This window comes from Persicobacter diffluens (assembly GCF_036244895.1).
In the GTDB taxonomy this organism is placed as follows: Bacteria; Bacteroidota; Bacteroidia; order Cytophagales; family Cyclobacteriaceae; genus Persicobacter; species Persicobacter diffluens.
Genome location: NZ_BQKE01000001.1, coordinates 1,459,075 through 1,481,410, shown reverse-complemented (window position 1 = coordinate 1,481,410; position 22,336 = coordinate 1,459,075). Strand labels below are relative to the sequence as shown.

Sequence of the window (22,336 nt, the reverse complement as noted above, 5' to 3'; positions counted from 1 at the left end):
CGGGTCTAATATGATTGTATTGGGTTAAAAAAAAAGGCAGAATCTCAATCTCTGCCTTTTGAAAATACTAAGAAACCATTCACAACTCAGAAGTAATGACGGCAATAGTAAGCTGGGAGTAAGCATTACTAAATAGTTCGGTAAGCACCGCCTCCCTATGGCCAAAAATCAGGTCTAATCACTCAACGAACGGTTTTGGAAGCCACCCTAACAGTTTATTACCTGTTAATAATAGGCGACTTCATTAACCTTAAATGGCTCAAATTTGGTTAGCCGAATTATTGACCGCCTAATTCATTAACTAAGTGCAAATGGTTTATTTTTAGTTTACCACAACTTGTTTTCTTTGATTTTTAATAGCCCCAATTTGAGCAAGCTTGCTTTGTCCTCATTCATCTGCTTCGTTGAAAAAAACTCGAAATAGGACCAATTCCATCATTTTTCCTGCCTGGCAGTAAAACGAGGAATTCCGAATGAATAATCCGGTTGAATCCAAAATCAATTCTACTTGCTTTCGGATAGCGCACTAAACACTAATCTTCGAATAAATGACAAAGCAGGTGATTTAATAGCAAAACCTCTCTGGAACCTTCATGATAGTTTATGATTCGACCAACACATCCTAAACCTTTAAAAACCTAGCCGAAACTTTTTCGGCCTTTTTGCTTTCCCGATAGTCATAAAAACCTTCCCCGGATTTTACCCCTAATTTCCCGGCAGTTACCATATTGACCAATAATGGACAAGGCGCAAATTTGGGTTTTCCAAGCCCCTCATGCATCACCCGAAGAATGGCCAGACAAACATCCAGCCCAATAAAATCCGCTAGTTGCAAAGGCCCCATCGGATGTGCCATCCCCAATTTCATTACCGTATCAATCTCTTCCACCCCTGCGACTCCTTCAAATAAAGACTCAATGGCCTCATTAATCATAGGCATAAGAATTCGATTTGCTACAAATCCCGGGTAGTCATTCACCTCCACCGCTACTTTTCCCAGCTGTTGGGCAACTTGCATAATTTGTGCGCAAACTTCATCAGAGGTAGAATATCCCCGAATAACTTCCACTAACTTCATTAAGGGAACCGGATTCATAAAATGCATTCCAATAACCCGCTCGGGATTTCGAACACTGGCGGCCAATTTGGTGATAGAAATAGAAGAGGTATTGGTCGCTAAAATCGTCTCCGGATCACAATATTGTGATAAAGACTCAAAAATTCTGGTTTTAAGATGCTCACTCTCCGAAACCGCCTCCACTACTATTGACGCTTTGACTACTGCCGCTTCCAAAGCCGTAAATTTATGTATTCGGGCAAGGGTTTGATCCTTATCCTCTTCGGTAATTTTATCCTTAGCGATCAGTCGATCCAAATTTTTTGAGATGGTCAAGGTTCCACGTTCCAGCACCGAAGGGTCTAAATCAACCAAATTGACTTCAAAGCCACTTTGAGCAAAAACATGAGCGATACCATTGCCCATTGTTCCTGCCCCAATTACTGCGATTAATTGCATATGTTTTGATTTTGGGTTTATACTAGAATTTAATAAAAAACCTTCAAAAGTTACCAATGCCACCCTTTCATGTTTCACCCATAATTATATTGATTCATCATTATAATCCGTTATTAACCCCATCATTCGCGCTCTTCTCAAAAAAAATCCATCCAAAAAGCAAAAAAAACAAATATTTTTTGACACACATTTCTGATTAAACAGTTTGTAATAAAAGGATAATTAGTTTGTTACCCAACATTGCCTATGAGACTCGATAATTTACTTTTTTTTGGCATTCAAGATAGTACCGCCTTTGATCAAAAGGATAAAATTCAAATTTCAAATTTTGTCGCTGTATTTTTGGCGGCCATCATCCTCCTGTATTCATTTATCTTTTGGAAACTGGAATATTCAGCCCCCATCCCATTTGGCAGAATCTGTATTATTTTTGCCAGCCTATTGGCTTTAACCCCAATACTAAACTATAAAAAGCGATATATACCCGCAAGACTCAATCTTATATTGCTTTCCAGTATTTCCATCTGGCTTTTCAGTGTTTACCTGGGTTTTGATTCCCATATTTTCCTTTACTTTTTTTCCCTCATGATTCTGCCCCTCCTGCTGTTTACTTACGAACAACGGTCTTATATTTTCCTTTCCTATTTTATCATTTTCACCCTGCTCATTGCGGATGTGGGCTATAAGATGCATGACCAAAAAATCCTGCAAGATCAAACGATGTCCTGGCTGGCCATTTCCAATATCGTGACCGTTTTTATTTTCATTTGCGTTTATAATTACCTTTTCCTCAAACAAAAACAAAAGCAGGATGAATATCGAAACGCCAAAAATGAGGAACTGGAAAAACTACTGAAAGAAAAAGAGGCCAATGCCGAAATTTTGCTTAAGGCTAAAGAGGCGGCTGAATCCGTATCTAAATCCAAGGAGAATTTCTTATCATCGATGAGTCATGAATTGAGAACACCTTTAAATGCTGTCATTGGAATTACCAATCTGCTTATTACTTCTGACCCAAAAGAAGAGCAAATTGAGAACCTCAATATTATGAAATTCTCAGCGGATAACCTGTTGTCGCTGATCAATGACATTTTGGATTACAATAAAATATCTGCAGGTAAACTAGAAATAGAATCGATCCCATTTGATTTAATTGAACATGTCAAAAATCTCAAAGAGGCCAATTCATTTAAAGCCAAAGAAAAAGAAAATACCATCAAATTATTGATTGATCCTTCTATTCCAAAACTGGTAAAAGGCGATCCAACACGTCTTGCTCAAATCTTGAACAACCTCATTAGTAATGGCATAAAATTTACAGATAAAGGAAAAATCGAAATCAGAATTTATAAAGAAGGTGGCTCGGATAATAACCGCATCTGTTTTGAAGTTGAAGACAACGGCATCGGTATCAAAAAAGAAAACCAAACAAAAATATTCAAAGATTTTGAACAGGAAGAGTCTTCTACCAGCCGTAAGTTTGGAGGGACGGGACTAGGGCTCTCCATTACCAAAAAACTTCTGCAATTAATGGATTCCGACATTCGGGTAAAAAGTGAATTTGGACAGGGCTCCAATTTCTATTTCACTTTAAATATGGAACCTGTGGCCGAAATAGATGAACCTTTTGAAGTCAAAGAAAACAGAGCAGATCACAACCAACTCAAAAATAAAAAAGTGCTTTTAGTAGAAGATAACCCCTTCAATATTAAAGTAGCGGAACAATTCCTCAAGAAATGGGAATTAGATTATGATTTGGCTGAAAATGGAGAAGAGGCAGTCCATAAGGTAAAGGAAAATTCCTATGACCTTATTTTGATGGATCTTCAGATGCCGGTGATGGATGGCTACACTGCCACTGAAAAAATCAGAACTTTTGACTCAAAAACCCCCATTTTGGCCTTAACCGCCTCTGCATTAATTGAAGTAAAGCAAAAGGTTAAAAAAGCTGGTATGAATGGATCGGTCACCAAACCATTTGTCCCTCAGGAACTAAGAGAAGAACTAATCCAAATCTTAGCGCCTTCCTGACAAAAAGTAATGCCGGTTTCAATACCTCCAAAGAAAATTTAGCCCGAATTATTCACTTCCAAATTTACTAAAGCCAATCTGTTGCAGAAGTTTTTCTTTGATTATAAATAGCCCAAATTAGGGTATGCTTGCTTTCTTACCATTCACCTGTTTCATTGAAAAAAACTCGAAATAGGAAAAATTCCGTCATTTTTCCCGCCATGTAGCTACAGGAGGATTGGAGCATGATTAATCCGGCTTAGATCCTTGAATTTTCCCTGTTTTTTTAACCTATTGCTCCACAGCAGTACTTTATCTTCCCTGTTGCAAAGAAGTTTTGGGAAGAATGCTGCCTTTATCGGCCTTCAAGCATCCAGAAAAAATTCAAATTGCCATTGCAAGGCTTTATTGAAGCAAAACCAAATCATTACCTTTGGGGAAAGACAAAATTTTATGGCAAGCACCCAACCTAAAGATCAAATGCATTTCTGCCCCAAATGTGGTGGTAGAAGCTTTCCTTTCGAAGGGAAAAAATTTCAATGCGATTCCTGTGATTTCACGCTTTACATTAACTCCTCCTGCGCTGTCGCAGCATTGATTCTCAATGAAAAAGGCGAATTACTTTTGAGTAGGAGAAAATTTGCCCCCCTTGAAGGCACTTTAGATTTACCCGGAGGATTCGTAGATCCGATGGAATCTGCTGAAGAGGCCATCCGTCGAGAAATTAAGGAAGAACTCAATTTAGAAATTGTAAAACTGGACTTTTTCTGCTCTGTTCCCAACGAATACATTTTCAAAGGTTTAAGTTATTACACCACCGACATTACCTTTATTTGCAAAGTCGACTCCTTCACCAATATGCATGTCATGGATGATATTTCTGAAGCCTTATTTATTCAACCCTTAGAAATAGATTTAAAGGAGGTAGGCGCTATTTCCATGAAAAAAATCATTCAGCAATTTCAGCAACACTATATCACTGAATTACAGTAATTTAATTCCCTAAAATTAGCTTATGGCCTAATTATTGTTCTATAGCATAACGTTGGCAGTAAAACGAAATTGTTTTTTTACCCAATGAATTTTTGATCAAAAATGGTCATTGTTTACGCGCTAAAAGATTTTTCAACAAATATTTTTTTGTTGGGTAGCCGCTTCCTTAATTTTAGGAAGCGGTTTTATTTTTTATCCCATTATCTATGTATAAAACAATACCAGTAGCCACCAGCTATTATGAGCATCAGAAAGGGGCTCCAGTTTTCAGCTTACCTCAAAATGCCAAACTGCATTTATGGCAGCCCGATATTGAAGCATATTTGAACGTATACCGTAGCATAGGTGAGCCCTGGGGTTGGACGGGAAGAATTTTAATGCCACAAGAAGAATTAAAAGCCATTTTACAAGACGAAAACAATTTTCTTTTTCAATTAAGCTTGGGGGGTAATTTTGCCGGCTTTGCTGAATTTCAACAAGTAGCCACCGATTTCGAATTAGTTTATTTTGGGTTGCACCCTAGCTTTATCGGCAAAGGCTTAGGAAAAGGGTTCTTATCAACCGCCTGTCAAATGGCTTATAAAGCTGGTGCATCACGCATTTGGTTACATACTTGCGAATTTGACCACCCTAATGCGGCTGAAAATTACCAAAAAGCCGGCTTTGAAAAGTACCACAGTGAAATTTGCCACGAGCCTTATGATGAAGATTTTTTAGAAAAATTTAAGCGGCAATTTCCGCGGATAGACTTTACGTACGAAAAGCAATAAGTTAAGCCTTGAGCGAAACCCGGGCAAAATAATAAGGGTTAATAAACATATACCCATTATCAAGCCCATGAAAAAAATCTATCTCTCCTTCTTATTTTTCATTGGATTTTTTTTCTGCTTTCCTCCTGAAAATAAGCTCGTCGCCAATGAGGTTTACCCCGATTACCTTCCTTCAGATAAACAGATTTTTGTTTTTCAAAAAAAGGTCATTATCATCGATCATCGTGACCAATTGGTATTCAATGGTAAGGTGAAAGAAATGACAACCATGATGATCCTTCTGTATAGAGAAAGTGATTACTTAACAACGATAGATGGTGTTGATTATCATTGTTTCTCCAATTAATGGAATATAAAGCGGATAATCTAAATCCGCTTTTTTATTTATTAACCATTCTTTTTGCTCATGAAACGCTCAGAATTACCGTAAATAACCCTAAAGAGCATCTTTATCTGACAAAATTCGCAAAGAAAATCTGAGGGGTTGTTGAAGCAATACCCGATTATTTAGAGGGAATCACGTGGCTATTGTTTAGAAATTATCCAAAATCGCTTCTAATAATTCGAATTTGCCGCCAGTTGGTGTACTTATAAGCACGCTCTTAACCCAAATAATATACCGATAGATTCAGACAAGTAGCCTATATAACTTTATTTCAACTTGTTAAAATTGATTTTACCGATTTTCATTTAGTCCCAATTTGGGTAGGCTTGCTTTCTCCTCATTCTTCCGCCTTCCTGGAAAAAACGAAATAGGTGAAATTCCCGCATTTATTCCGGCTTGCAGCTATACGAAAATTTAAGTAAGAATAATCGGGTTTCATCAATCCCCTCTGAAAATCACCCCGGTACTATCAATATTACCCAGCGTAAAATTGCCTAAAGCTTCCGGACTCCAATTATTGATTGGATTATAGGGCACTCCCGAACCCGGATTTAAATTTAAAATCTCCACCAAGCCAACATAGTAATCATAGGCAACCTGCTCTATAGCAATTAATTCCACCCGAACTGTATCATTTGGTAATAAATCCTCAATAGCCAGATTAAATGGAATCTGACGGCCATCGAATACCTGATCATCCGTTACCCTGAAGCCAATAAGTTCCTCCTCGTTGTGGTAAAATTTTACCCGATAATAATTCTCCACACCCCCGGGATCCGTAAAGAAAATAACCGCTTCCTTTTTAGGTTCCTGCCCGGGAAATACAATTTCCTCATCCCGAATTATCAGACTGTCAATCGTCACTTTGGAGGGCATCTCAGCCGCTGTATTGAAAGTCTTTCCCTGATGCATGACCTGTATGGTATATTGCTTACCGGCTTCTCCTTTTAAGAACCGACCTGCATAGCGGCCGGAGTCTAGCTCCTGCAAAATCTCACTTTCCCCATTTTGTCCTGCTATCATTATTTGTGCACCTTCAACAAAATTGAAGGAAGAGGCATTAAATGCACCTGATAGCGTTACTTGCATATAAGCGGTATCTCCTTCATGGAAATGGCCATCAAGTACATACAATTGGTCCGAGGTTCGTAACGGAAGATCAATAACCTGTTCACAGGAGGCCAACAGGCCGCAAAAAAACATGATCAAATAATACCTTTTCATCAGAATTTAAAATTATAAGTGATGGCAGGAACAAAAGAAAAAAGGGAAGTTTGAATGGCATCCACCTGTTCCGGATTGTCCTCATTTTCTTCAAATCGAATAAAAAAAGCATTGTACCGACCATACATATTATAGACTGAAAAATTCCAGGAAGACTCAAATTTTTTAGTTTTTTTGCCTTGCAGGGTCGCACCAAAATCCATTCGATGATAAGAAGGCATACGGTAACCATTACGCTCGGAATAAACGGAAATTCTTCTATCCTCAACTTTATATTGCCCTGTGGGAAAAGTTACGGCATCGCCTGTATTGTATACCCAGGTGGCCGATAACTCCCAGCGGTCATTTACTTTATACATCCCCACCAAAGAAATATCGTGTCGTCTGTCCTGCCGGGCGGAAAAAGGTTCCCCATTATTAATCTCCTCAAAAACCCTCCGCGTGGTTGACAAGGTGTAGCCTACCCAACCATTAAATCGACCATATCTTTTCTTTAAAAAAAATTCCATCCCATAGGCATAACCTTTTCCAAATACCAGTTGAGACTCCAAATAAGGATTTAATAAAATTTCTGCTCCATTCTTATAATCTATTTGGTTATCCAAATTCTTATAATAGACTTCTATGGAAGATTCATATTTATTATCATTGAAATTACGGAAATACCCCAAGGCTACCTGATCGGCAATCTCCGGTTTTACAATTGGGGTCGTTGGAATCCATACATCCGTGGGAGAACCCGCTGAGGAATTACTCAACAAATGAAGGTATTGATAGGTACGATTATAAGATACCTTCAATGAGCTTTTTTTATTGATCACGAAATTGGCATTAAACCGAGGTTCCCAACCGACCTGTGTATTATAGAAAGTTCCTGATCCATAAGTCACCGAATCAAAGGGAACTTCCTGACCCGATTCAAATTGGTACTCCGTCATTTCTCCTACATTAGAAAAAGTAGACATTCTCAGGCCATAAGTGAGCTGCAGCCGTTCCCCTAATTTTTGTTCATAGGAAACATAAGTACCGGTTTCCACCGCCACTCTTCCCGGGACAATGATTGCATTAAAATTGATATTACCACCCGTCGGGGTTAAAGTTCCTGGAGTAAAATCATGTCGAATAATATTAAAGCCAAACTTGAGCTGATTATTATTGGATAGTGCCAAATTGAAATCTTGCTTAAAGTTCCAATCCTGAATACCGGCCGTAATATCAAAGGGAGTAGAACCCGAAGTCAAACCAATGTTATAAGTGTAGTCTGAAAAAATGATAGAGGTATTGGAGAAAAATCGATCTGAAAACAGGTGGTTCCAACGAAGGGTGCCTGTCCCATTTCCCCAATCCAAACCAAAAATACCGCTACTTTCAAAGACATCTCTGCCAAAATACCCACTCAGATAAAGCCGATCTCTCTCCCCGATCCGATAATTTAGTTTAGCGTTCAAATCATAAAAATAAAGCTTGGAATCTTTCAATGCCGGATCTGAACTCAACTTTAAAAACAGGTCCGCATACGTTCTTCGTCCGGATACAATAAATGATCCCCGATTTTTTTTAAGCGGTCCCTCCAACGTTAATCTGGAAGAAATTAATCCAATACCACCTTCTGCCCCAAATTTTCGATCATTCCCATTATTCATTTTCACATCCAAAACAGAGGAAAGTCTTCCCCCATATTCCGCGGGGATACCGGATTTATATAATTTCAAACTTTTTACCGCATCAGAATTAAAGACGGAAAAAAAACCTAATAAATGAGAGGCATTGTAGACCGGAGCTTCATCCAAAATGATCAAATTTTGATCTGAACTTCCTCCTCTCACATAAAATCCGGTATTGCCCTCCCCGGTAGAGGAAACCCCCGGCATTAATTGTAAAGTCTTTAATATATCCTTTTCTCCAAAAAGCACCGGAATGGTCTCAATACTTTTGGGGGAAAGGGAGACCACGCTCATTTCGTTTTTAACCACATTGGCATTCGCCGCTTCTCCGGAAATTACCACTTCCTCAAGCGTTTTAGTTTCCAGGGGTAGCTCCACACTTAGCCGCTCGTTCTTTTGTAAAGAGATCTTCTTTTCCAGCGTCTGATAGCCCAGAAACTGAAATAAGAGCACATGGTCACCCGCAGGTAGGGAAATAGTGTAAAAACCATAAGCATTGGTATTAACACCGATGGTCGTTCCTTTAACGACTACATTCGCAAAAGGCAATTCTTCCCCTGTAGCAGAGTCTCTCAAATACCCGCTTAGGGAGAAATTTTGCGCCGACAAACTTAGCGTCCCAAGGGAAAACAAGAGCGTAATAAATGTTTTCAGGGAATTCATATTTTTATAATAGGTTAAAGTCTAATAAGCGAATAATCTAAGCAAACTGTTGCACAAAACCGGAAAGATTAGAATATGATTAGGTTAAACTTTATAGATGGTGAGATAGACAGACAATAGGTCTATTTTTTCTTTAGCACCATGAGGCTGCCCAACAAATAAGTCCTAACCCCTTATTCTTAAGAAGATTCCCTATCTTTGAACAATGAATGCAACACAAACAGCTCAAAGCCTTTCTTTTGAAGAGATCGTCAGAAGTCGGCGTGCCATGCGGCGATTTGACCAGGAGGCCAACTGGGACCCTAAAGTCATTGACAAATGCCTGGATTTAGCCATTCAGGCTCCGAACAGTTCCAATATGCAGTTGTGGCAATTTATCAGGATAACAAAAGCCGAAGCCATTCAGGAAATGTCTCGTCTTTGTATGGGACAGGGTTCTGCCGCAAATGCCAAAGAAATTATTGTCTTTGTGGCACGACCAGATTGGTGGAAAAAACATGCCCAGTTCAATATCTCCAAAATTAAAGCGCAAGAGAGTAATCCTAAAAAACTGAAACGTGCATTAGAATACTATGAAAAGTATGTCCCTTTTTTTTATAATCAGGACAGCATGGGAATTTTAGGTTTTTTCAAAAAAATCCTTGTGAATTTTATGGGCATTAAAAAACCTATGATGCGAGAGGCGGGAAGAACGGATATTCGCATTTCCATTCACAAAAGCGTCGCTTTAGCCGCAATGACTTTCATGTATGCCTTAAAAGGAGAAGGCCTTGACAGTTGCCCTCTGGAGGGATTTGATAGTAAGCGGGTGAAAAAATTCCTTAATCTTCCGTCAAAAGCAGAAATTAACATGGTGATCCCATGCGGAAAGGGAATTCCTGAAGGTATTTACTCTCCAAAAAATAGAATTCCACTGGAGGAAATTTCTCAAAAATTATAAAAAAATGGGAAAGAAAAAAGGTGACCTATATTGGCCACCCTTTTCTTTTTCAATTCAAAAAAGCCTATTCCGCTTCCTCCTCTTCCTCCTCCTCGGGATCAGCGGCGAATATTGTGAAATTCTTTTCAGATGGCGTGGAGCTTTCTATAAAAACCAGTGTAACACTGGCGCCATCCTCTTTTAAACCAAAATCCGCCAAATTACCACTAAAGCTTCCTTTTCCATCCGATATGGTAATGGCCGTATTTTCAAAGGTCCCCTGAGCAGAAGGCAATGGAACCACTTCCATGGAAGACACCGAAGCCGCATTTGGACCGGAAACCTCTACATTTACCGTGAAGGTATCATCCGTGGTCAATACCGATAACCCAAATGGCTCAAACCCTCCCCCATCCGGAAAAGCAATGATAACACCGGGCCTGGATAAGGTCCCCGTTCCTTCAAAATATTCCTCAGCATCACAGGACATCAGAAAAAGTACTGCCAGCGAGAGTATCATTATACTGAATTTCTTCATGGTCTTTTTCATTTAAAGTTTACTCCCAATCCAATTCAGGGACCAAAGGAGGGCCTGATGGATTATTGGCATCAAAGTTTTCTTTATTGAACAATTGCTCATTGATAGGATATGGCCATCGGTTTGGAATTTCACCACCGGACTGCTCCTGACTGGCTCCCTGCGCAGGAGAAAGAGCAGGAAATCCGGTCCTTCTCAAATCATTAAAGGTCTCCGTTTGGTAAAACAAAGCCACATATTTTTGAAGGATTAAGCCCTCCAAATCCGATACGGATGCTACCTGAGCATCAACAAAAGCATCATTTGCAACACCGGTAACGACTTCCACTGAAGAACGAATGGCTTCCCTCAATGGGGTTTGATAATCTCCACCTTGCCTCAACAATACCTCTGCCTCAATGAATTTTACCTCAGCATAGGATATGAAAGGCACTGTTGCACTTCGACTATTATAAAAAGGCCCGGCCTCAGAGCCATCGGCGTCATCACCGGCAGGCACTCCCACAAACTCTCCTGTATCCCCAAATTCTGCCACGAAGAAAGGTAAACGAGGATCATTATTGGCCTTCATCAAGTCCACAAAGAATTTCCCCATCCGGGTATCTCCCCTTTGATCGATAAACTGGAAGAGGGGATGTGATTCCGTTGGAGAATCAGAAAAAGAAGCAAAAGTCAACTCCTCCTCCTCTGAGGAGAAAGCATTTTGAGCAGCTGACAAGGCATTGGTTAAATCACCACGGTGCAGATAATAGCGGGCATCCAAAGCAAAAGCAGCTTTTATCCAGGAATCAGTCACTCCGCCATAGAAGTAATCCTCTCCACCAATGGGAATTTCAGTTTCAACGCCCAAGGAATCTCTGGCAGAGGCTAAAAGCTGATGGATTTCATTGTAGATGTCATTACGGGAATCATACGCCGGGGCTAAATTATCTATTCCCAAAGCGGCCTCTGAACTAGGTACGTTTCCCCACAAATCAGAAGCAACCCCTATCATATTAGCCTTCAGAATACTTCCCACTGCTCCATAATGGGGTGCATTGGTCTCAGCGGCCAAGTCTATCATTACTTTAAGGTCACGAAAGGCACCGCGGTACATCTGATTCCATGCAGAATTCACGTCAGTACTGGTAAAATTATACCTCCCAATAACTAAATGCTGCCTGGAGACACCATTCAAATGCTGGGTAAACATCGCATTATAGCGGGCCATATCCCCGCCATAAAGGTAGGCTTGCCTTACCTCAATGGTCGGCAAAAGTGCCTGTACCGGTACTGCATCCGGGTTCGCCGGGTCCACGTTGAGGTCTCCGAAATCACAGGAGGACACCCAACCCAAAGATACCAGCAGCACCAGGGACTGAATTATATTTTTAAATTTCATTTTCATAAGGTTTAGCTTAAAAATGTTGACCACATTAGAAGGTCAAAGTCAATGAAGCTGTATAAGACTTGGTATTTGGGTTGACGAAATATTCCAAACCCACTGCATTTTGCGAAAGTCCGTTACCACCTGTACCGGTAAGGTTCGCTTCCGGATCAATACCATCATAGGTGGTGGTTAACCATAGGTTTCGGCCCGTGAAGGTTAAGTTCAAGCCGGAAAGACCAATTTTAGAGATCATGGGTTTTGGAAAGTCATAACCAAGGGAAAGTTCTCTTAGACGAACCCATGTTGTTTCCTCCACAAAATGTTCATCAACTGAACCAAATCCACCTCCATTACCCTGGTACCAATTTTGATCCAGGACAACTTGTTTGGTGTTTGGCTGGCCGGTTTCAGTCACCCCATTAAACACCACGGTTTCTCCACGACCTTCGGTCAATTCAGACATTCCGAAAAAGGTCAATGCTCCTTTGGTACCATTCCACATATCTCCACCCTGGCGGAAATCGAATAAGAAATTTAAGGATACGCCCTTCCAACTAATCGTATTTCTCCAGCCGGCAGTAAAATCAGGAATCGGGTCACCAATAATACCTTGATCAGGTGCTGCCAATGGGAATCCATCATCACCAATAATCATCTGACCGGCTTCATTTCTCTGGAAAACCCCACCACGGAGTACCCCGTAAGGCTGACCTGCTTCCACATAGGAACCTGTTCCGGTGAACCCACCCAGCTGCACGTTGGTCAATCCTGGCGCAAGGGAATTCACGGTATTTTCGTAGGTGGTAAAATTCACATTGGTATTCCAATACCAGTCTGTTGAGCGAATAATATCAGCATCGAAAGTGATCTCCCAACCCGTAGACTCGATTTCTCCCCCATTAATAATAGTAGAACCAAAACCTGTGGCAGAGGAAAGCTGCGCATTCACAATTTGGTCTGAGGTAATGGTATTGTACCAGGTGACATCAAATCCAAAGCGATTTTCCAGAAACTTCATTCCTAAACCAAGCTCCCAGGTAGATTGGGTCTCCGGTTTGATATCATCATTTCCCAAACCATTTTGTTGGGTAAAACCATTCACCCCACCAAATGGGAAACCTACACCATTGGTCCAGCCATCCGAGATCTGGTTAGTGGTACCATCCAATGCGGCCCCCTGAAAATAATTTTGGGTGGCATAAATTGGCGCATCACGCTTCACCTGACCCCAGCTTGAACGGAACTGCCCAAAACTGATGGCGTCTACATCCAACAGCTCGGAGAAAACAAAGCTCAGACTAAAGGTAGGCTGAAAAAAGCTATTATTTTTCTTTGGCAAAGAACTCGACCAGTCATTACGCCCGGTGGTGTTCAGGAACAAAAGATCCTTAAATGCAAGTTGGGCATCATAATATACCCCGTGTCGACGAAGACGATTCGTATTATCGGTGGAGAACACCGTAGCCGCATTGGAAATGTTGTCAAAGTTCGGCAATGACAAATCATCTCCCTGCACGAATAAGGATCGGTTCCGGGTGTTAAAGTAATTATACCCTACGATTAATTGACCACTCAGCGTAGAGGTTAAATCCTGACTTAAGGTAGCCAAAAGATCCGCGGTTAAATCCTGGTTGGTGATTCTTCTTTCGTAAATCTGGCCTGCAGTAAAACCTCTTGAATTAATTTCGGCATGCTGAGACCTTTCATCAGAATAGAAGTCGTTACCCACACGACCAACAATGGTTACCCAATCAGCTGGTGCATAATCAGCCTGCAACATCGCAATTACCCGATTCACTTCATCATGGAAAGGAATATTGTTGATTACCCAGAAAGGATTATCATATCCCCCACCTCCACGGTAATTTCGCTGACTGCCATCAGGAAATTCATAAGCGGAAATTTCATTAACCGCATCACTTCCAAAACCATTTGAATTATCAAAGGAAGGTGTCGTTCTGATCAATCCCAGCATAATACCGGAAAGGTTTGATCCTTGCTGCACTCTTCGAGAATTGGAATTAGTATAGGTGACAGTGGTCGCTAATTTAAATTGATCAGAGAAACGATGATCGGCAGAAATTTTACCCGTTAAACGCTGATAATTTGACAATGGAATCACGCCTTCGTCTCGGGTAAAACCAACAGAAGCGAAGTAAGTAGAACGATCCGTACCTCCACTCAAGCTCAAATAGGTGTCATTGGTAAATCCTGTTCCGAAAACATCATCAACATTATCATAAGCACGCATGGGGGTAAAATCCAATCCCTGGGCCTCTGCATCGGCACGGGTGAAAACCGCTCCATTTTTATCATATTGATTTTCAATGGAAGGTACCCAAACCAAATCAGATATCCTCGGACCCCAGGAGCCGGACTGTCCAGTTTCAGGCCCCTGATACACCCCTGCAGAACCTTGGGCAAATTCATCATTCAAATCATGCATCTTATTGATTTGACTCCAGGTATTCGTTTGTCGAACTGTCAAACGCATCTTCTGATTAACATCCCCTTTTTTGGTGGTAATAATAATCGCTCCGTTAGCAGCACGCATACCATACAGGGCGGTAGCAGCTGTACCTTTCAATACGGTCAGGGATTCTACATCATCCGGATTAATATCAACCATACGGTTAGAGTTGGCAACCCCTCCGGTAGCATCTCCACCGGTTCCGCCATCGCCTGAACCGGCTCCACCGGTAACTGAGTTATCGACCGGAATACCATCAATAACAAAAAGTGGAGAGTTATCACCAGTAATAGAGGTGTTTCCCCGAATACGAATGGTGGAACCCGCACCCGGAGTACCAGCGTTTTGGGTCACATTCACCCCGGCGACTTTGGCATTTAAGCCCTGTACTAAATTCGACTCACGCGAAGAAACCAAATCACTGGCTTTAACTTCTTCCACCGCATAGCCCAGGCGTTTTTTATCCCGCTCAATACCCACGGCCGTTACCACTACCTCGGTGAGTTGTTTGATATCCGCTGTCATAGTCATATTAATCTGACTTTGAGATCCGATACGAACCTCTTCGGTAGCCAAACCAATAAAGCGGAAAATTAATACTCCTCCGGCATCCGGGACGCTGATAGAGTATTCCCCATTAATATCTGTGACTGTACCTGTTGACGCTCCCTTCAACAAGACATTCACCCCCGGGATTGGGTCTCCCGAGTCGCGCGCTGTCACTGTTCCCCTTACCGTCCGGTCCTGAGCCCAGGCGGTAGAAACAGCTAGCATGCAAATGAAAATTAAGAGTAATTTTTTAGGCATTTAGTTTGCTCATAAGGTTTAATACTCTCAATAACCACCTCCGGAAGCCAAACTTATCCCCCCTCTAATTTTTGTGGATTAACCCCTTAGGACAATTCACAAAATTGGAAAAAAAGGGCATTCATAATAATAACCTTACATGCTTATTACATCATTTAGGTGCAATAAAAAATTTTCTGAATACTAGGGATGTCTGTAATCCTATATAAAATTCAATTTTGAACGATTATTTGTATATAATTGGAATTGCAATCATTCAATATCTAACAATGTAAGTTTTCTCTTTTTTTTACATTATTTTTCAAAAACAAAATTTCTGACTCCCTAAAAATAAGGCCATAAATCCCCAAAAAATCCCTAAGCATTTTCGTTGGTCAACTTTCTTAAGGCTTAGTCCAAAAATGAGCAAAAAAAAAGGCTGTTTAGAACTAAACAGCCTTGTGCAGAGAGGAAGGGATTCGAACCCTCGAGGGCGTGAACCCAACACGCTTTCCAGGCGTGCGCCTTAAACCGCTCGGCCACCTCTCTAAGAATAATAATAAATGTCAAATTATGTGCACGGGAGGTAGGACTCGAACCCACAGCCAATGGTTTTGGAGACCACTACTCTACCAATTGAGCTACACCCGTGTAAATATACAAAAATCCTTTTGATTTTTGCTTTGATGATGGTGGGCCCTACTGGATTCGAACCAGTGACCCCCTGCTTGTAAGGCAGGTGCTCTGAACCAACTGAGCTAAGAGCCCGGAATGGCACGGGAGGTAGGACTCGAACCCACAGCCAATGGTTTTGGAGACCACTACTCTACCAATTGAGCTACACCCGTGTATATCCAGCAGAGAGGAAGGGATTCGAACCCTCGAGGGCGTGAACCCAACACGCTTTCCAGGCGTGCGCCTTAAACCGCTCGGCCACCTCTCTGTAAAATATCATCAAAAATAATTATGTGCACGGGAGGTAGGACTCGAACCCACAGCCAATGGTTTTGGAGACCACTACTCTACCAATTGAGCTACACCCGTTCATCATTTTAAAAGGAGAAAACCCCTCTCGTGCTTTCCTACGGGCGTTTCCCGTAATGCGATGCAAACATAGGGACTTCTTTTGTAACGACAAAATCCCCGAAATCATTTTTTTTACCCGAGAGGCCGGAACAAGCGCTAAGCTTCATTTAAAGAAGTGAAAGCCACCAACTTTAACAGACTGAAAAAAAATAAAAAAAATTCCATGGGAAAACGGTTTGGTTTTTGATTAAAAGCATAAAATATGGGTTTTTTACCCACAAACTTAAAAGGTTGTTTGGTGATTTTGTAATATTGCATTACGATTTGATCATAAATACAAAAAAACAAAATCTTCCTTTGCTTTAATCAAAGGAAGCACATTTGAGGATGAATTCATTACGGAAAGACACATTAATTGCTGGATTGGCGCTTTTCGCCATGTTTTTTGGTGCGGGAAATTTAATATTTCCTCCATCTATCGGTTTTACTTCAGGCACTGCCTGGCTTCCTAGTTTGTTAGGTTTTTTAATTACAGGCGTTGGATTGATTCTGCTCGGTATTATTAGTGTAGCAAAATCAGGAGGAACCGTAGATACATTTTCCGAAAGAGTAGCGCCCTGGTTCGGGAAATTTCTAGGTACGCTAATTATTCTGGCTATTGGACCGATGCTAGCAATTCCAAGAACGGGTGCGGTAACTTATGAATTAGCTTTTCAGCCCCATTTTGATGTTCCGGCATGGCTTGTCACCGCTGGATTCTTTTTAATTACCTTAATTTTCTCCATCAAACCTCAGGGAATTATTGATCGCATTGGTCAGATATTGGCGCCGGTCCTCGTATTTGTGATGACTGTAATTGTGGTCATCGGTATTTTTGACCCTGTTGGGAGTCCGGCAGAAAAAGGACTGGAGAGTGCATTTGCACAGGGTTTTACTGATGGCTACCAAACCATGGATGTATTGGCAGCCATTCTTTTCGGTGGATTAACCTTCGCTGGCCTTAAATCAAAAGGATACTCCAAATTCAGCGACCAATTGTCTATCACCATTAAAGCTGGTTTGATCGCGGCAAGCGGCCTGACCTTTATTTACGGGGGGCTGCTTTACATTGGCGCCACTTTCTCGGGGGCGGACCTTCCGGCAGATATAGCGACCTCCCAATTGCTTTTATCTATTATCGAAAGTATCCTTGGCCAGGCAGGTCTTATCCTTTTAGGGATAGCGATTACCTTTGCCTGTCTCACCACTTCGGTAGGACTTTCCGCTACGGTGGGCGAATTTTTCCATAAACTTTCCGGTGGGAAAATTCCATACAGTGCGTTAATCGTAGCGACCTGTTTATTCAGTTGGTACTTCTCCATTCAGGGGGTAGACAGCTTAATAAAGGTAGCAGTGCCAGTACTATCTATCCTGTATCCGGTAACCATTGCGTTAATCTTCCTTAATTTACTAGGTGACTTCCTGCCAGACTGGGCATTTAAAGTAGTTACTTTCAGCACCCTGCTTCAAAGTACGCTTTCTCAAATTTCATTTGGTGAAGAGTTCCAATTTGTGGGTTCGATTATTTCCGACACCCTTCCAATGGTACTGTATCCCGGACTTGCCGTAATGGTCATTGCCCTTTCACTTTCTAAAAGGCAAAAAAACAAAACTGCGTTAGAGACAGAGTCCACAAAAATCCAGTAAGGATTATTCCTTTACATACATGCCCTTAATACTTCAAAATGGCAAAACTTTATAATAAAAATACGACAACAAGAGACACGATCATCCTCGGCTTTGCTTTCTTTGCGACTATGTTTGGCGCAGGGAACCTCATCTTTCCATTAGGATTGGGACATGCTTCGGGTTCCGACTGGACGACTGCGGCTTTAGGTTATTTATCCTCAGATGTCGGATTAACTATCCTGGGTGTAATCGCCATTTTCAAAGCAGGAGGCTCTTCCCTGAAAATGGGGGAAAAAGTTCATCCTAAATTTGGCCTCTTCATTGAGGGCATTATTATAATTTGTTTAGGCCCTTTGATTGCTATCCCCAGAAATGGAGCATTAACTTATGAATTGGTATTTCAAAATACGATCCCCGGCCTCAGCCCACTGATGTTTGCGGCCATCTACTTTTCCATCACTTTGTTTTTTGTGATTAAACCTACCGGGATTATGGAAAAGATTGGGAAGTATTTAGCCCCTACTTTAATTGGCTTAGTCGCCATTATCATTTTCAAGGGTGTATTTTTTCCGATTAATGAAATCGCAGAGCCTTCTCTGGAAGGGGACATTTTTCGAAAGGGGTTCCTGGAGGGCTACCAGACTATGGATGCCCTGGGAACAGTGTTCATGGGTGCTGTCCTGATTGCGGCGCTTCACGAAAAAGGGTATACCGACAAGAAAAAAATCATCAAAATTGGGGTAAATGCTGGATTGATTGCCGGTGGACTACTTGGTTTTGTTTATGGTGGAGTCCTTTTCCTTGCCTCGAATATGAGTGGCCAAATGCCTGCGGAAGCCAGCAGACCGGATTTATTAGCCAACCTCATTCAGCAAATCCTAGGAGCAGAAGGAAAGTTCATGATGGATATTGTCATTGCAGTTGCCTGTCTCTCTACTTCCATCGCCCTGACCGCCATCACAGGCAATTTCTTTGAGAAACATTCTAATGGGAAAATACCCTACAAACCGGTCGTAATCATTACCGTCATTATTTCCATCTTCCTGACCTCTATTGGCCTGGATAAAATAATTGTTTTTGCGGGCCCTATTCTAAGCATATTATACCCGGTAACCATTAGTCTGATTTTGCTTTATATTTTCGATAGATTCATTATATTTAATTGGATTTATCCGATAGCGATCTTTGGGGTATTAATTTACAGTATTCATGATACTTTAACCGGCATGGGCCTTATTCCAATTGACATTTTTGGAATACCAAGCTGGTTATGGATGGTGGTTTGCTTTTCTGCACTGTTATTGCCCATCAGGACATTCCGACAGCAGCTCGTTAAAAAATAACTTACAAGCACCATCCTTATGATGGTGCTTTTTTTTACCCGGGAATATTCGCTCATTTTTTAGTTATCATTAAAAGCTTTTTGATTATGGACGAATCGTATTTAAGACTAATCAGCATTCTGATTTTTGGGTTAATTTTAGTAGCCGTACTCCTTTATTTCTATCGAAAACAAAACGGTGGAGAAGATAAAAACACCATTCCCAAAGTACACCGAAATGATCCATGCCCCTGTGGTAGTGGAAAAAAGTATAAGCAGTGTTGCGGAAAATAATTCATTAAAAGGTCTTATTTAAAGACCTTTTATAATTTGTTTTTAATCTATCGCGCGATTTTATTTAAATCTCAAATATTCCCAATCCTAGCCCTTTACAAAAACCACCCCCTCCGTTCCTTATCCCTATTCGCTACATTTTTTTCAGGAAAAAAATCAAAACACCTTACTTTAATGTTATTTTAATCCATATTCCTGAAAAAAATTATCCCGTTACTATGTTAAAACATACACCTATTTTGACATGCTCCTATTTGACGAACCCTTTGCCCGTATTGAAATCAACCCCCGGCACAAAGCCATTGAACTAATTTGGAAAAGAGATTTTCATACATCTGAATACCATAAAACGGTAGAATTTGCTTTCCAGGCTTTAGCCAAGTATAAAGTTTCTCGTTGGATTTCCGATTTTAGGCTACTGGAACGTCAACCTCAAATAAAAAACGTCCACATTCCTTTGAATAAAAACAAATTAATCAAGATACCCACCATAGAAATGGTTTTTATAGCAGGAACTAAGCCTACTCATATAGAATATTGCGTCATGATCGCAGACCAGCTCGAAAGAACATTCCCAAACCTCACTATAAAAATCGTAAATCACAGAAGAAACGAAAACCGATGGTTCACGCATCTCTTTAGCCACTTCCATTCAATAGACTTCTAATACTGTAGTCGTTAATTATTCATAGAATTAGTTATATTCAGCATCAAACACTACAATATGACTATCTTTAAATCTAATAAAGCACATATTTCTTATAACCACTAACTCAAAGCAGTCGAACTCATATGGTTAAATAACTTTAATGAAAAAGATTATATAGAAATGATAAGAAAAGGTTATGAATTCTTGGGGAAACACAACCTCAGTCGTTGGATTACCGATTTCACTCCAATTGATCAGGCCCCTCAAACCTACTCCAATCACTTTCTAATTTATCAGAAATCTATAATTAAAAAATATGAGAAATTTGAATTAGTCTTTATCACAGGCGACAAACCACAATTTCAAACCTTTGGAGAAAACACGGCAAATATGTTGGGATCGAAAATCAGGAATATTGATGTAACAATTGCTGTAAACCGAAAAAACACTGACCAATGGTTTAGAAAAAGAGGCAGGAATTATATTTTTTAAAAGAAAATCACGGATTTGGCAAGTACTTCATTAAAATTTCTTTCACCAAATCATACTGGGTCCAGGGAATAAAATGATTCTCATTCTCCAGACTAATAACCTCCAGCCAATCCCCCTGATAAACCTCCTCCAGAAAAGCAACATTCTCAAAAGGCACCAGACTGTCCTTTTTCCCATGAATGACCGTGATGGGAACCCGCAAACTCCCCCATTGATTAGTCATTAATTCCAATTCCGATCGGTGATGAATTTTCTCCAAATTCGCCACTTTAAATGAACCTGGCAGCATCCACTTAAAAGGCGTCCAGTCCATCGGCTTATTGAACCAGAATACTTTTTCATGCGCAGGATCTAAAGCTGGCGCCAATAAAATTAACCGCTCTATGGGCAAATCCGGGAAATCCATCGCCAACTTACAGGCAATGGGTCCTCCATAAGAATGCCCAACTAAAAAAATACGATCATAATTTCCATGATCCATTATCAACTCCTTCACTCCTTTCGCCTGCTTACCAATGGAGGGCTCTGCCTTACCATAACCGGAGAAGCCATAGCCTTCTCGATCCAAGGTAATCAAAGTGGCCCTATTACTTAAAGCCTCTTCCTTCATATAGCTTAAAAAAGCGTCCAGAGACCCTGGCGCACCATGAATGAAGACTAATAGGTTTTGTGGAGAATTACCAATTTTCATATAATGTAAGGGATGCTCCCTATTAGAAGAAATACCAAAGACAGGCTGAGCGAGTTGCCCTTTAAAATCTTTCAATATTTTAGTTTCAGAAGTTCTCATTTTCATGCAAGAGGTGAAAATCAATGAAATGACAATAAATAGCACATTGAAAATAAACGAACTTACATTCCTTACCGATGATTTTTTACAAATAGTAAAGAAACCGATATAATTTTTCATAAATAAAGACGAATAAATCACATCACTACAACTTTTAAAAATGAAACAAAAATCAATTAATCACATAAGATAACTTAATGTAATTTAGGAATTTGGATCGGATGATTGTTTTTCAAACTGAATATGTAGACCTTATTTATAACACGGAATTCCAGGCGGTAGAGCTAATATGGAAAGATGTATTTACTACAGAGGAATACCAAAAAACCGTGGATGAGGCCCTGCGACTGATGCGCGTAAAAAAGCTGAGTCGATGGATCTCCGATTTAAGAGGGTTACCCAGCCCCCCGGATCATTCCCTGACATGGATTGGTCAACAGCGCTTTGAACGGGTCCGAAAAATCCCGGCTATGGAAGTCATTTTAATCACCGGCACCAAGGCCTCAATAATGATATATGGACAAAAGATGGCCGATATCTTAGACAAAAAGTTCCCAAACGCTCACATCCAATTGGAGATCAACAGAAAAAACGCTCACCTTTGGTTCCAGTCACCCTACCAAAACACCTATCGTCACCCCTCCTTGATATAAAGCGACAATATAGCTCCTCAACCCGCTACAGGCTTGCGTCGGCAAAGCCTTCTCCCGCAGTCAGAATACCTTCCTGCTAATTTTATTCTCCGCCAAAAAGTTCTATTTTTACGGCCAAATTGGGTTTATAGGACCC

16 protein-coding genes and 6 tRNA genes are annotated in these 22,336 nt (G+C 40.7%); 9 read left to right on the top strand and 13 right to left on the bottom strand.

What is annotated here, in order from left to right:
• Window positions 1-622 precede the first annotated feature (622 nt).
• On the bottom strand, window positions 623-1,516 hold the full coding sequence (locus AAA970_RS06205) for a 3-hydroxyacyl-CoA dehydrogenase family protein (protein WP_338236380.1): 894 nt from the start codon (window positions 1,514-1,516) through the stop codon (window positions 623-625).
• 246 nt (window positions 1,517-1,762) lie between these two features.
• Here AAA970_RS06205 and AAA970_RS06200 point away from each other — a divergent pair, with 246 nt between their 5' ends.
• The 4 genes from AAA970_RS06200 (at window position 1,763) to AAA970_RS06185 (ending at window position 5,635) form a co-directional block, all read left to right on the top strand.
• Window positions 1,763-3,547 carry an ATP-binding protein gene (locus AAA970_RS06200; RefSeq protein WP_338236379.1) on the top strand — a complete coding sequence of 595 codons (1,785 nt, stop codon included), beginning with the start codon at window positions 1,763-1,765 and terminating at the stop codon, window positions 3,545-3,547.
• A gap of 432 nt (window positions 3,548-3,979) precedes the next feature.
• Window positions 3,980-4,519 (top strand): NUDIX hydrolase, encoded by a 540-nt coding sequence (locus AAA970_RS06195; protein ID WP_338236378.1) that lies wholly within the window; start codon window positions 3,980-3,982, stop codon window positions 4,517-4,519.
• 206 nt (window positions 4,520-4,725) lie between these two features.
• Entirely contained in the window at window positions 4,726-5,289 is a 564-nt protein-coding gene (locus tag AAA970_RS06190) for a GNAT family N-acetyltransferase (RefSeq protein WP_338236377.1), read from the top strand.
• A 67-nt stretch (window positions 5,290-5,356) separates the two neighbouring features.
• Window positions 5,357-5,635, top strand: a complete 279-nt coding sequence (locus AAA970_RS06185) for a hypothetical protein (RefSeq protein ID WP_053404580.1) — start codon at window positions 5,357-5,359, stop codon at window positions 5,633-5,635.
• Between the two features lie 477 nt (window positions 5,636-6,112).
• On the opposite strand, the gene AAA970_RS06180 is transcribed toward AAA970_RS06185, so the two are convergent.
• Window positions 6,113-6,898 carry a DUF4249 family protein gene (locus AAA970_RS06180; protein ID WP_338236376.1) on the bottom strand — a complete coding sequence of 262 codons (786 nt, stop codon included), beginning with the start codon at window positions 6,896-6,898 and terminating at the stop codon, window positions 6,113-6,115.
• A complete protein-coding gene (locus tag AAA970_RS06175; RefSeq protein ID WP_338236375.1) occupies window positions 6,898-9,225 on the bottom strand; it encodes a TonB-dependent receptor in 2,328 nt (775 codons plus the stop codon). Before AAA970_RS06175 ends, AAA970_RS06180 begins: the two co-directional genes overlap by 1 nt.
• Window positions 9,226-9,430: 205 nt before the next feature.
• On the opposite strand from AAA970_RS06175, the gene AAA970_RS06170 reads away from it, so the two are divergent.
• Entirely contained in the window at window positions 9,431-10,165 is a 735-nt protein-coding gene (locus tag AAA970_RS06170; RefSeq protein WP_338236374.1) for a nitroreductase family protein, read from the top strand.
• A gap of 64 nt (window positions 10,166-10,229) precedes the next feature.
• On the opposite strand, the gene AAA970_RS06165 is transcribed toward AAA970_RS06170, so the two are convergent.
• The 9 genes from AAA970_RS06165 to AAA970_RS06125 all read right to left on the bottom strand — a co-directional run bounded on the left by AAA970_RS06165 (window position 10,230) and on the right by AAA970_RS06125 (window position 16,351).
• Window positions 10,230-10,682 (bottom strand): hypothetical protein, encoded by a 453-nt coding sequence (locus AAA970_RS06165; protein WP_338236373.1) that lies wholly within the window; start codon window positions 10,680-10,682, stop codon window positions 10,230-10,232.
• Between the two features lie 19 nt (window positions 10,683-10,701).
• Complete coding sequence (locus AAA970_RS06160; RefSeq protein WP_338236372.1) at window positions 10,702-12,063, bottom strand: SusD/RagB family nutrient-binding outer membrane lipoprotein; 1,362 nt, start codon at window positions 12,061-12,063, stop codon at window positions 10,702-10,704.
• A gap of 34 nt (window positions 12,064-12,097) precedes the next feature.
• Entirely contained in the window at window positions 12,098-15,295 is a 3,198-nt protein-coding gene (locus AAA970_RS06155) for a SusC/RagA family TonB-linked outer membrane protein (protein ID WP_338236371.1), read from the bottom strand.
• Window positions 15,296-15,771: 476 nt separating this feature from the next.
• Window positions 15,772-15,856: transfer RNA gene (locus AAA970_RS06150), tRNA-Ser, on the bottom strand.
• Window positions 15,857-15,885: 29 nt separating this feature from the next.
• A tRNA-Trp gene (locus tag AAA970_RS06145) sits at window positions 15,886-15,958 on the bottom strand.
• Between the two features lie 39 nt (window positions 15,959-15,997).
• Window positions 15,998-16,075 (bottom strand) — tRNA-Val (locus tag AAA970_RS06140).
• A 4-nt stretch (window positions 16,076-16,079) separates the two neighbouring features.
• Window positions 16,080-16,155: transfer RNA gene (locus AAA970_RS06135), tRNA-Trp, on the bottom strand.
• A gap of 10 nt (window positions 16,156-16,165) precedes the next feature.
• Window positions 16,166-16,250 (bottom strand) — tRNA-Ser (locus AAA970_RS06130).
• Between the two features lie 28 nt (window positions 16,251-16,278).
• Window positions 16,279-16,351: transfer RNA gene (locus AAA970_RS06125), tRNA-Trp, on the bottom strand.
• A 369-nt stretch (window positions 16,352-16,720) separates the two neighbouring features.
• On the opposite strand from AAA970_RS06125, the gene brnQ (AAA970_RS06120) reads away from it, so the two are divergent.
• From brnQ (AAA970_RS06120) to AAA970_RS06110, 3 genes are all read left to right on the top strand, one after another.
• Complete coding sequence (brnQ, locus tag AAA970_RS06120) at window positions 16,721-18,019, top strand: branched-chain amino acid transport system II carrier protein (protein ID WP_338236370.1); 1,299 nt, start codon at window positions 16,721-16,723, stop codon at window positions 18,017-18,019.
• A gap of 38 nt (window positions 18,020-18,057) precedes the next feature.
• Window positions 18,058-19,344: a branched-chain amino acid transport system II carrier protein gene (gene brnQ / locus AAA970_RS06115; RefSeq protein ID WP_338236369.1), complete on the top strand. Its 1,287-nt coding sequence runs from the start codon at window positions 18,058-18,060 to the stop codon at window positions 19,342-19,344.
• A gap of 86 nt (window positions 19,345-19,430) precedes the next feature.
• Window positions 19,431-19,616 carry an SEC-C metal-binding domain-containing protein gene (locus AAA970_RS06110; RefSeq protein ID WP_338236368.1) on the top strand — a complete coding sequence of 62 codons (186 nt, stop codon included), beginning with the start codon at window positions 19,431-19,433 and terminating at the stop codon, window positions 19,614-19,616.
• Window positions 19,617-20,764: 1,148 nt separating this feature from the next.
• Here the strand turns inward: AAA970_RS06110 and AAA970_RS06105 are convergent.
• Entirely contained in the window at window positions 20,765-21,547 is a 783-nt protein-coding gene (locus AAA970_RS06105; RefSeq protein WP_338236367.1) for an alpha/beta fold hydrolase, read from the bottom strand.
• Window positions 21,548-21,768: 221 nt separating this feature from the next.
• On the opposite strand from AAA970_RS06105, the gene AAA970_RS06100 reads away from it, so the two are divergent.
• Window positions 21,769-22,200, top strand: coding sequence for a hypothetical protein (locus AAA970_RS06100; protein ID WP_338236366.1), 432 nt, complete (start codon window positions 21,769-21,771; stop codon window positions 22,198-22,200).
• Window positions 22,201-22,336 lie beyond the last annotated feature (136 nt).

Excerpts from the sequence above, each read along its gene's own strand:
- AAA970_RS06205 (WP_338236380.1), bottom strand. The coding sequence starts at position 1,516 with ATGCAATTAATCGCAGTAATTGGGGCAGGAACAATGGGCAATGGTATC.
- AAA970_RS06200 (WP_338236379.1), top strand. The coding sequence starts at position 1,763 with ATGAGACTCGATAATTTACTTTTTTTTGGCATTCAAGATAGTACCGCC.
- AAA970_RS06195 (WP_338236378.1), top strand. The coding sequence starts at position 3,980 with ATGGCAAGCACCCAACCTAAAGATCAAATGCATTTCTGCCCCAAATGT.
- AAA970_RS06190 (WP_338236377.1), top strand. The coding sequence starts at position 4,726 with ATGTATAAAACAATACCAGTAGCCACCAGCTATTATGAGCATCAGAAA.
- AAA970_RS06185 (WP_053404580.1), top strand. The coding sequence starts at position 5,357 with ATGAAAAAAATCTATCTCTCCTTCTTATTTTTCATTGGATTTTTTTTC.
- AAA970_RS06180 (WP_338236376.1), bottom strand. The coding sequence starts at position 6,898 with ATGAAAAGGTATTATTTGATCATGTTTTTTTGCGGCCTGTTGGCCTCC.
- AAA970_RS06175 (WP_338236375.1), bottom strand. The coding sequence starts at position 9,225 with ATGAATTCCCTGAAAACATTTATTACGCTCTTGTTTTCCCTTGGGACG.
- AAA970_RS06170 (WP_338236374.1), top strand. The coding sequence starts at position 9,431 with ATGAATGCAACACAAACAGCTCAAAGCCTTTCTTTTGAAGAGATCGTC.
- AAA970_RS06165 (WP_338236373.1), bottom strand. The coding sequence starts at position 10,682 with ATGAAGAAATTCAGTATAATGATACTCTCGCTGGCAGTACTTTTTCTG.
- AAA970_RS06160 (WP_338236372.1), bottom strand. The coding sequence starts at position 12,063 with ATGAAATTTAAAAATATAATTCAGTCCCTGGTGCTGCTGGTATCTTTG.
- AAA970_RS06155 (WP_338236371.1), bottom strand. The coding sequence starts at position 15,295 with ATGCTAGCTGTTTCTACCGCCTGGGCTCAGGACCGGACGGTAAGGGGA.
- brnQ (WP_338236370.1), top strand. The coding sequence starts at position 16,721 with ATGAATTCATTACGGAAAGACACATTAATTGCTGGATTGGCGCTTTTC.
- brnQ (WP_338236369.1), top strand. The coding sequence starts at position 18,058 with ATGGCAAAACTTTATAATAAAAATACGACAACAAGAGACACGATCATC.
- AAA970_RS06110 (WP_338236368.1), top strand. The coding sequence starts at position 19,431 with ATGGACGAATCGTATTTAAGACTAATCAGCATTCTGATTTTTGGGTTA.
- AAA970_RS06105 (WP_338236367.1), bottom strand. The coding sequence starts at position 21,547 with ATGAGAACTTCTGAAACTAAAATATTGAAAGATTTTAAAGGGCAACTC.
- AAA970_RS06100 (WP_338236366.1), top strand. The coding sequence starts at position 21,769 with ATGATTGTTTTTCAAACTGAATATGTAGACCTTATTTATAACACGGAA.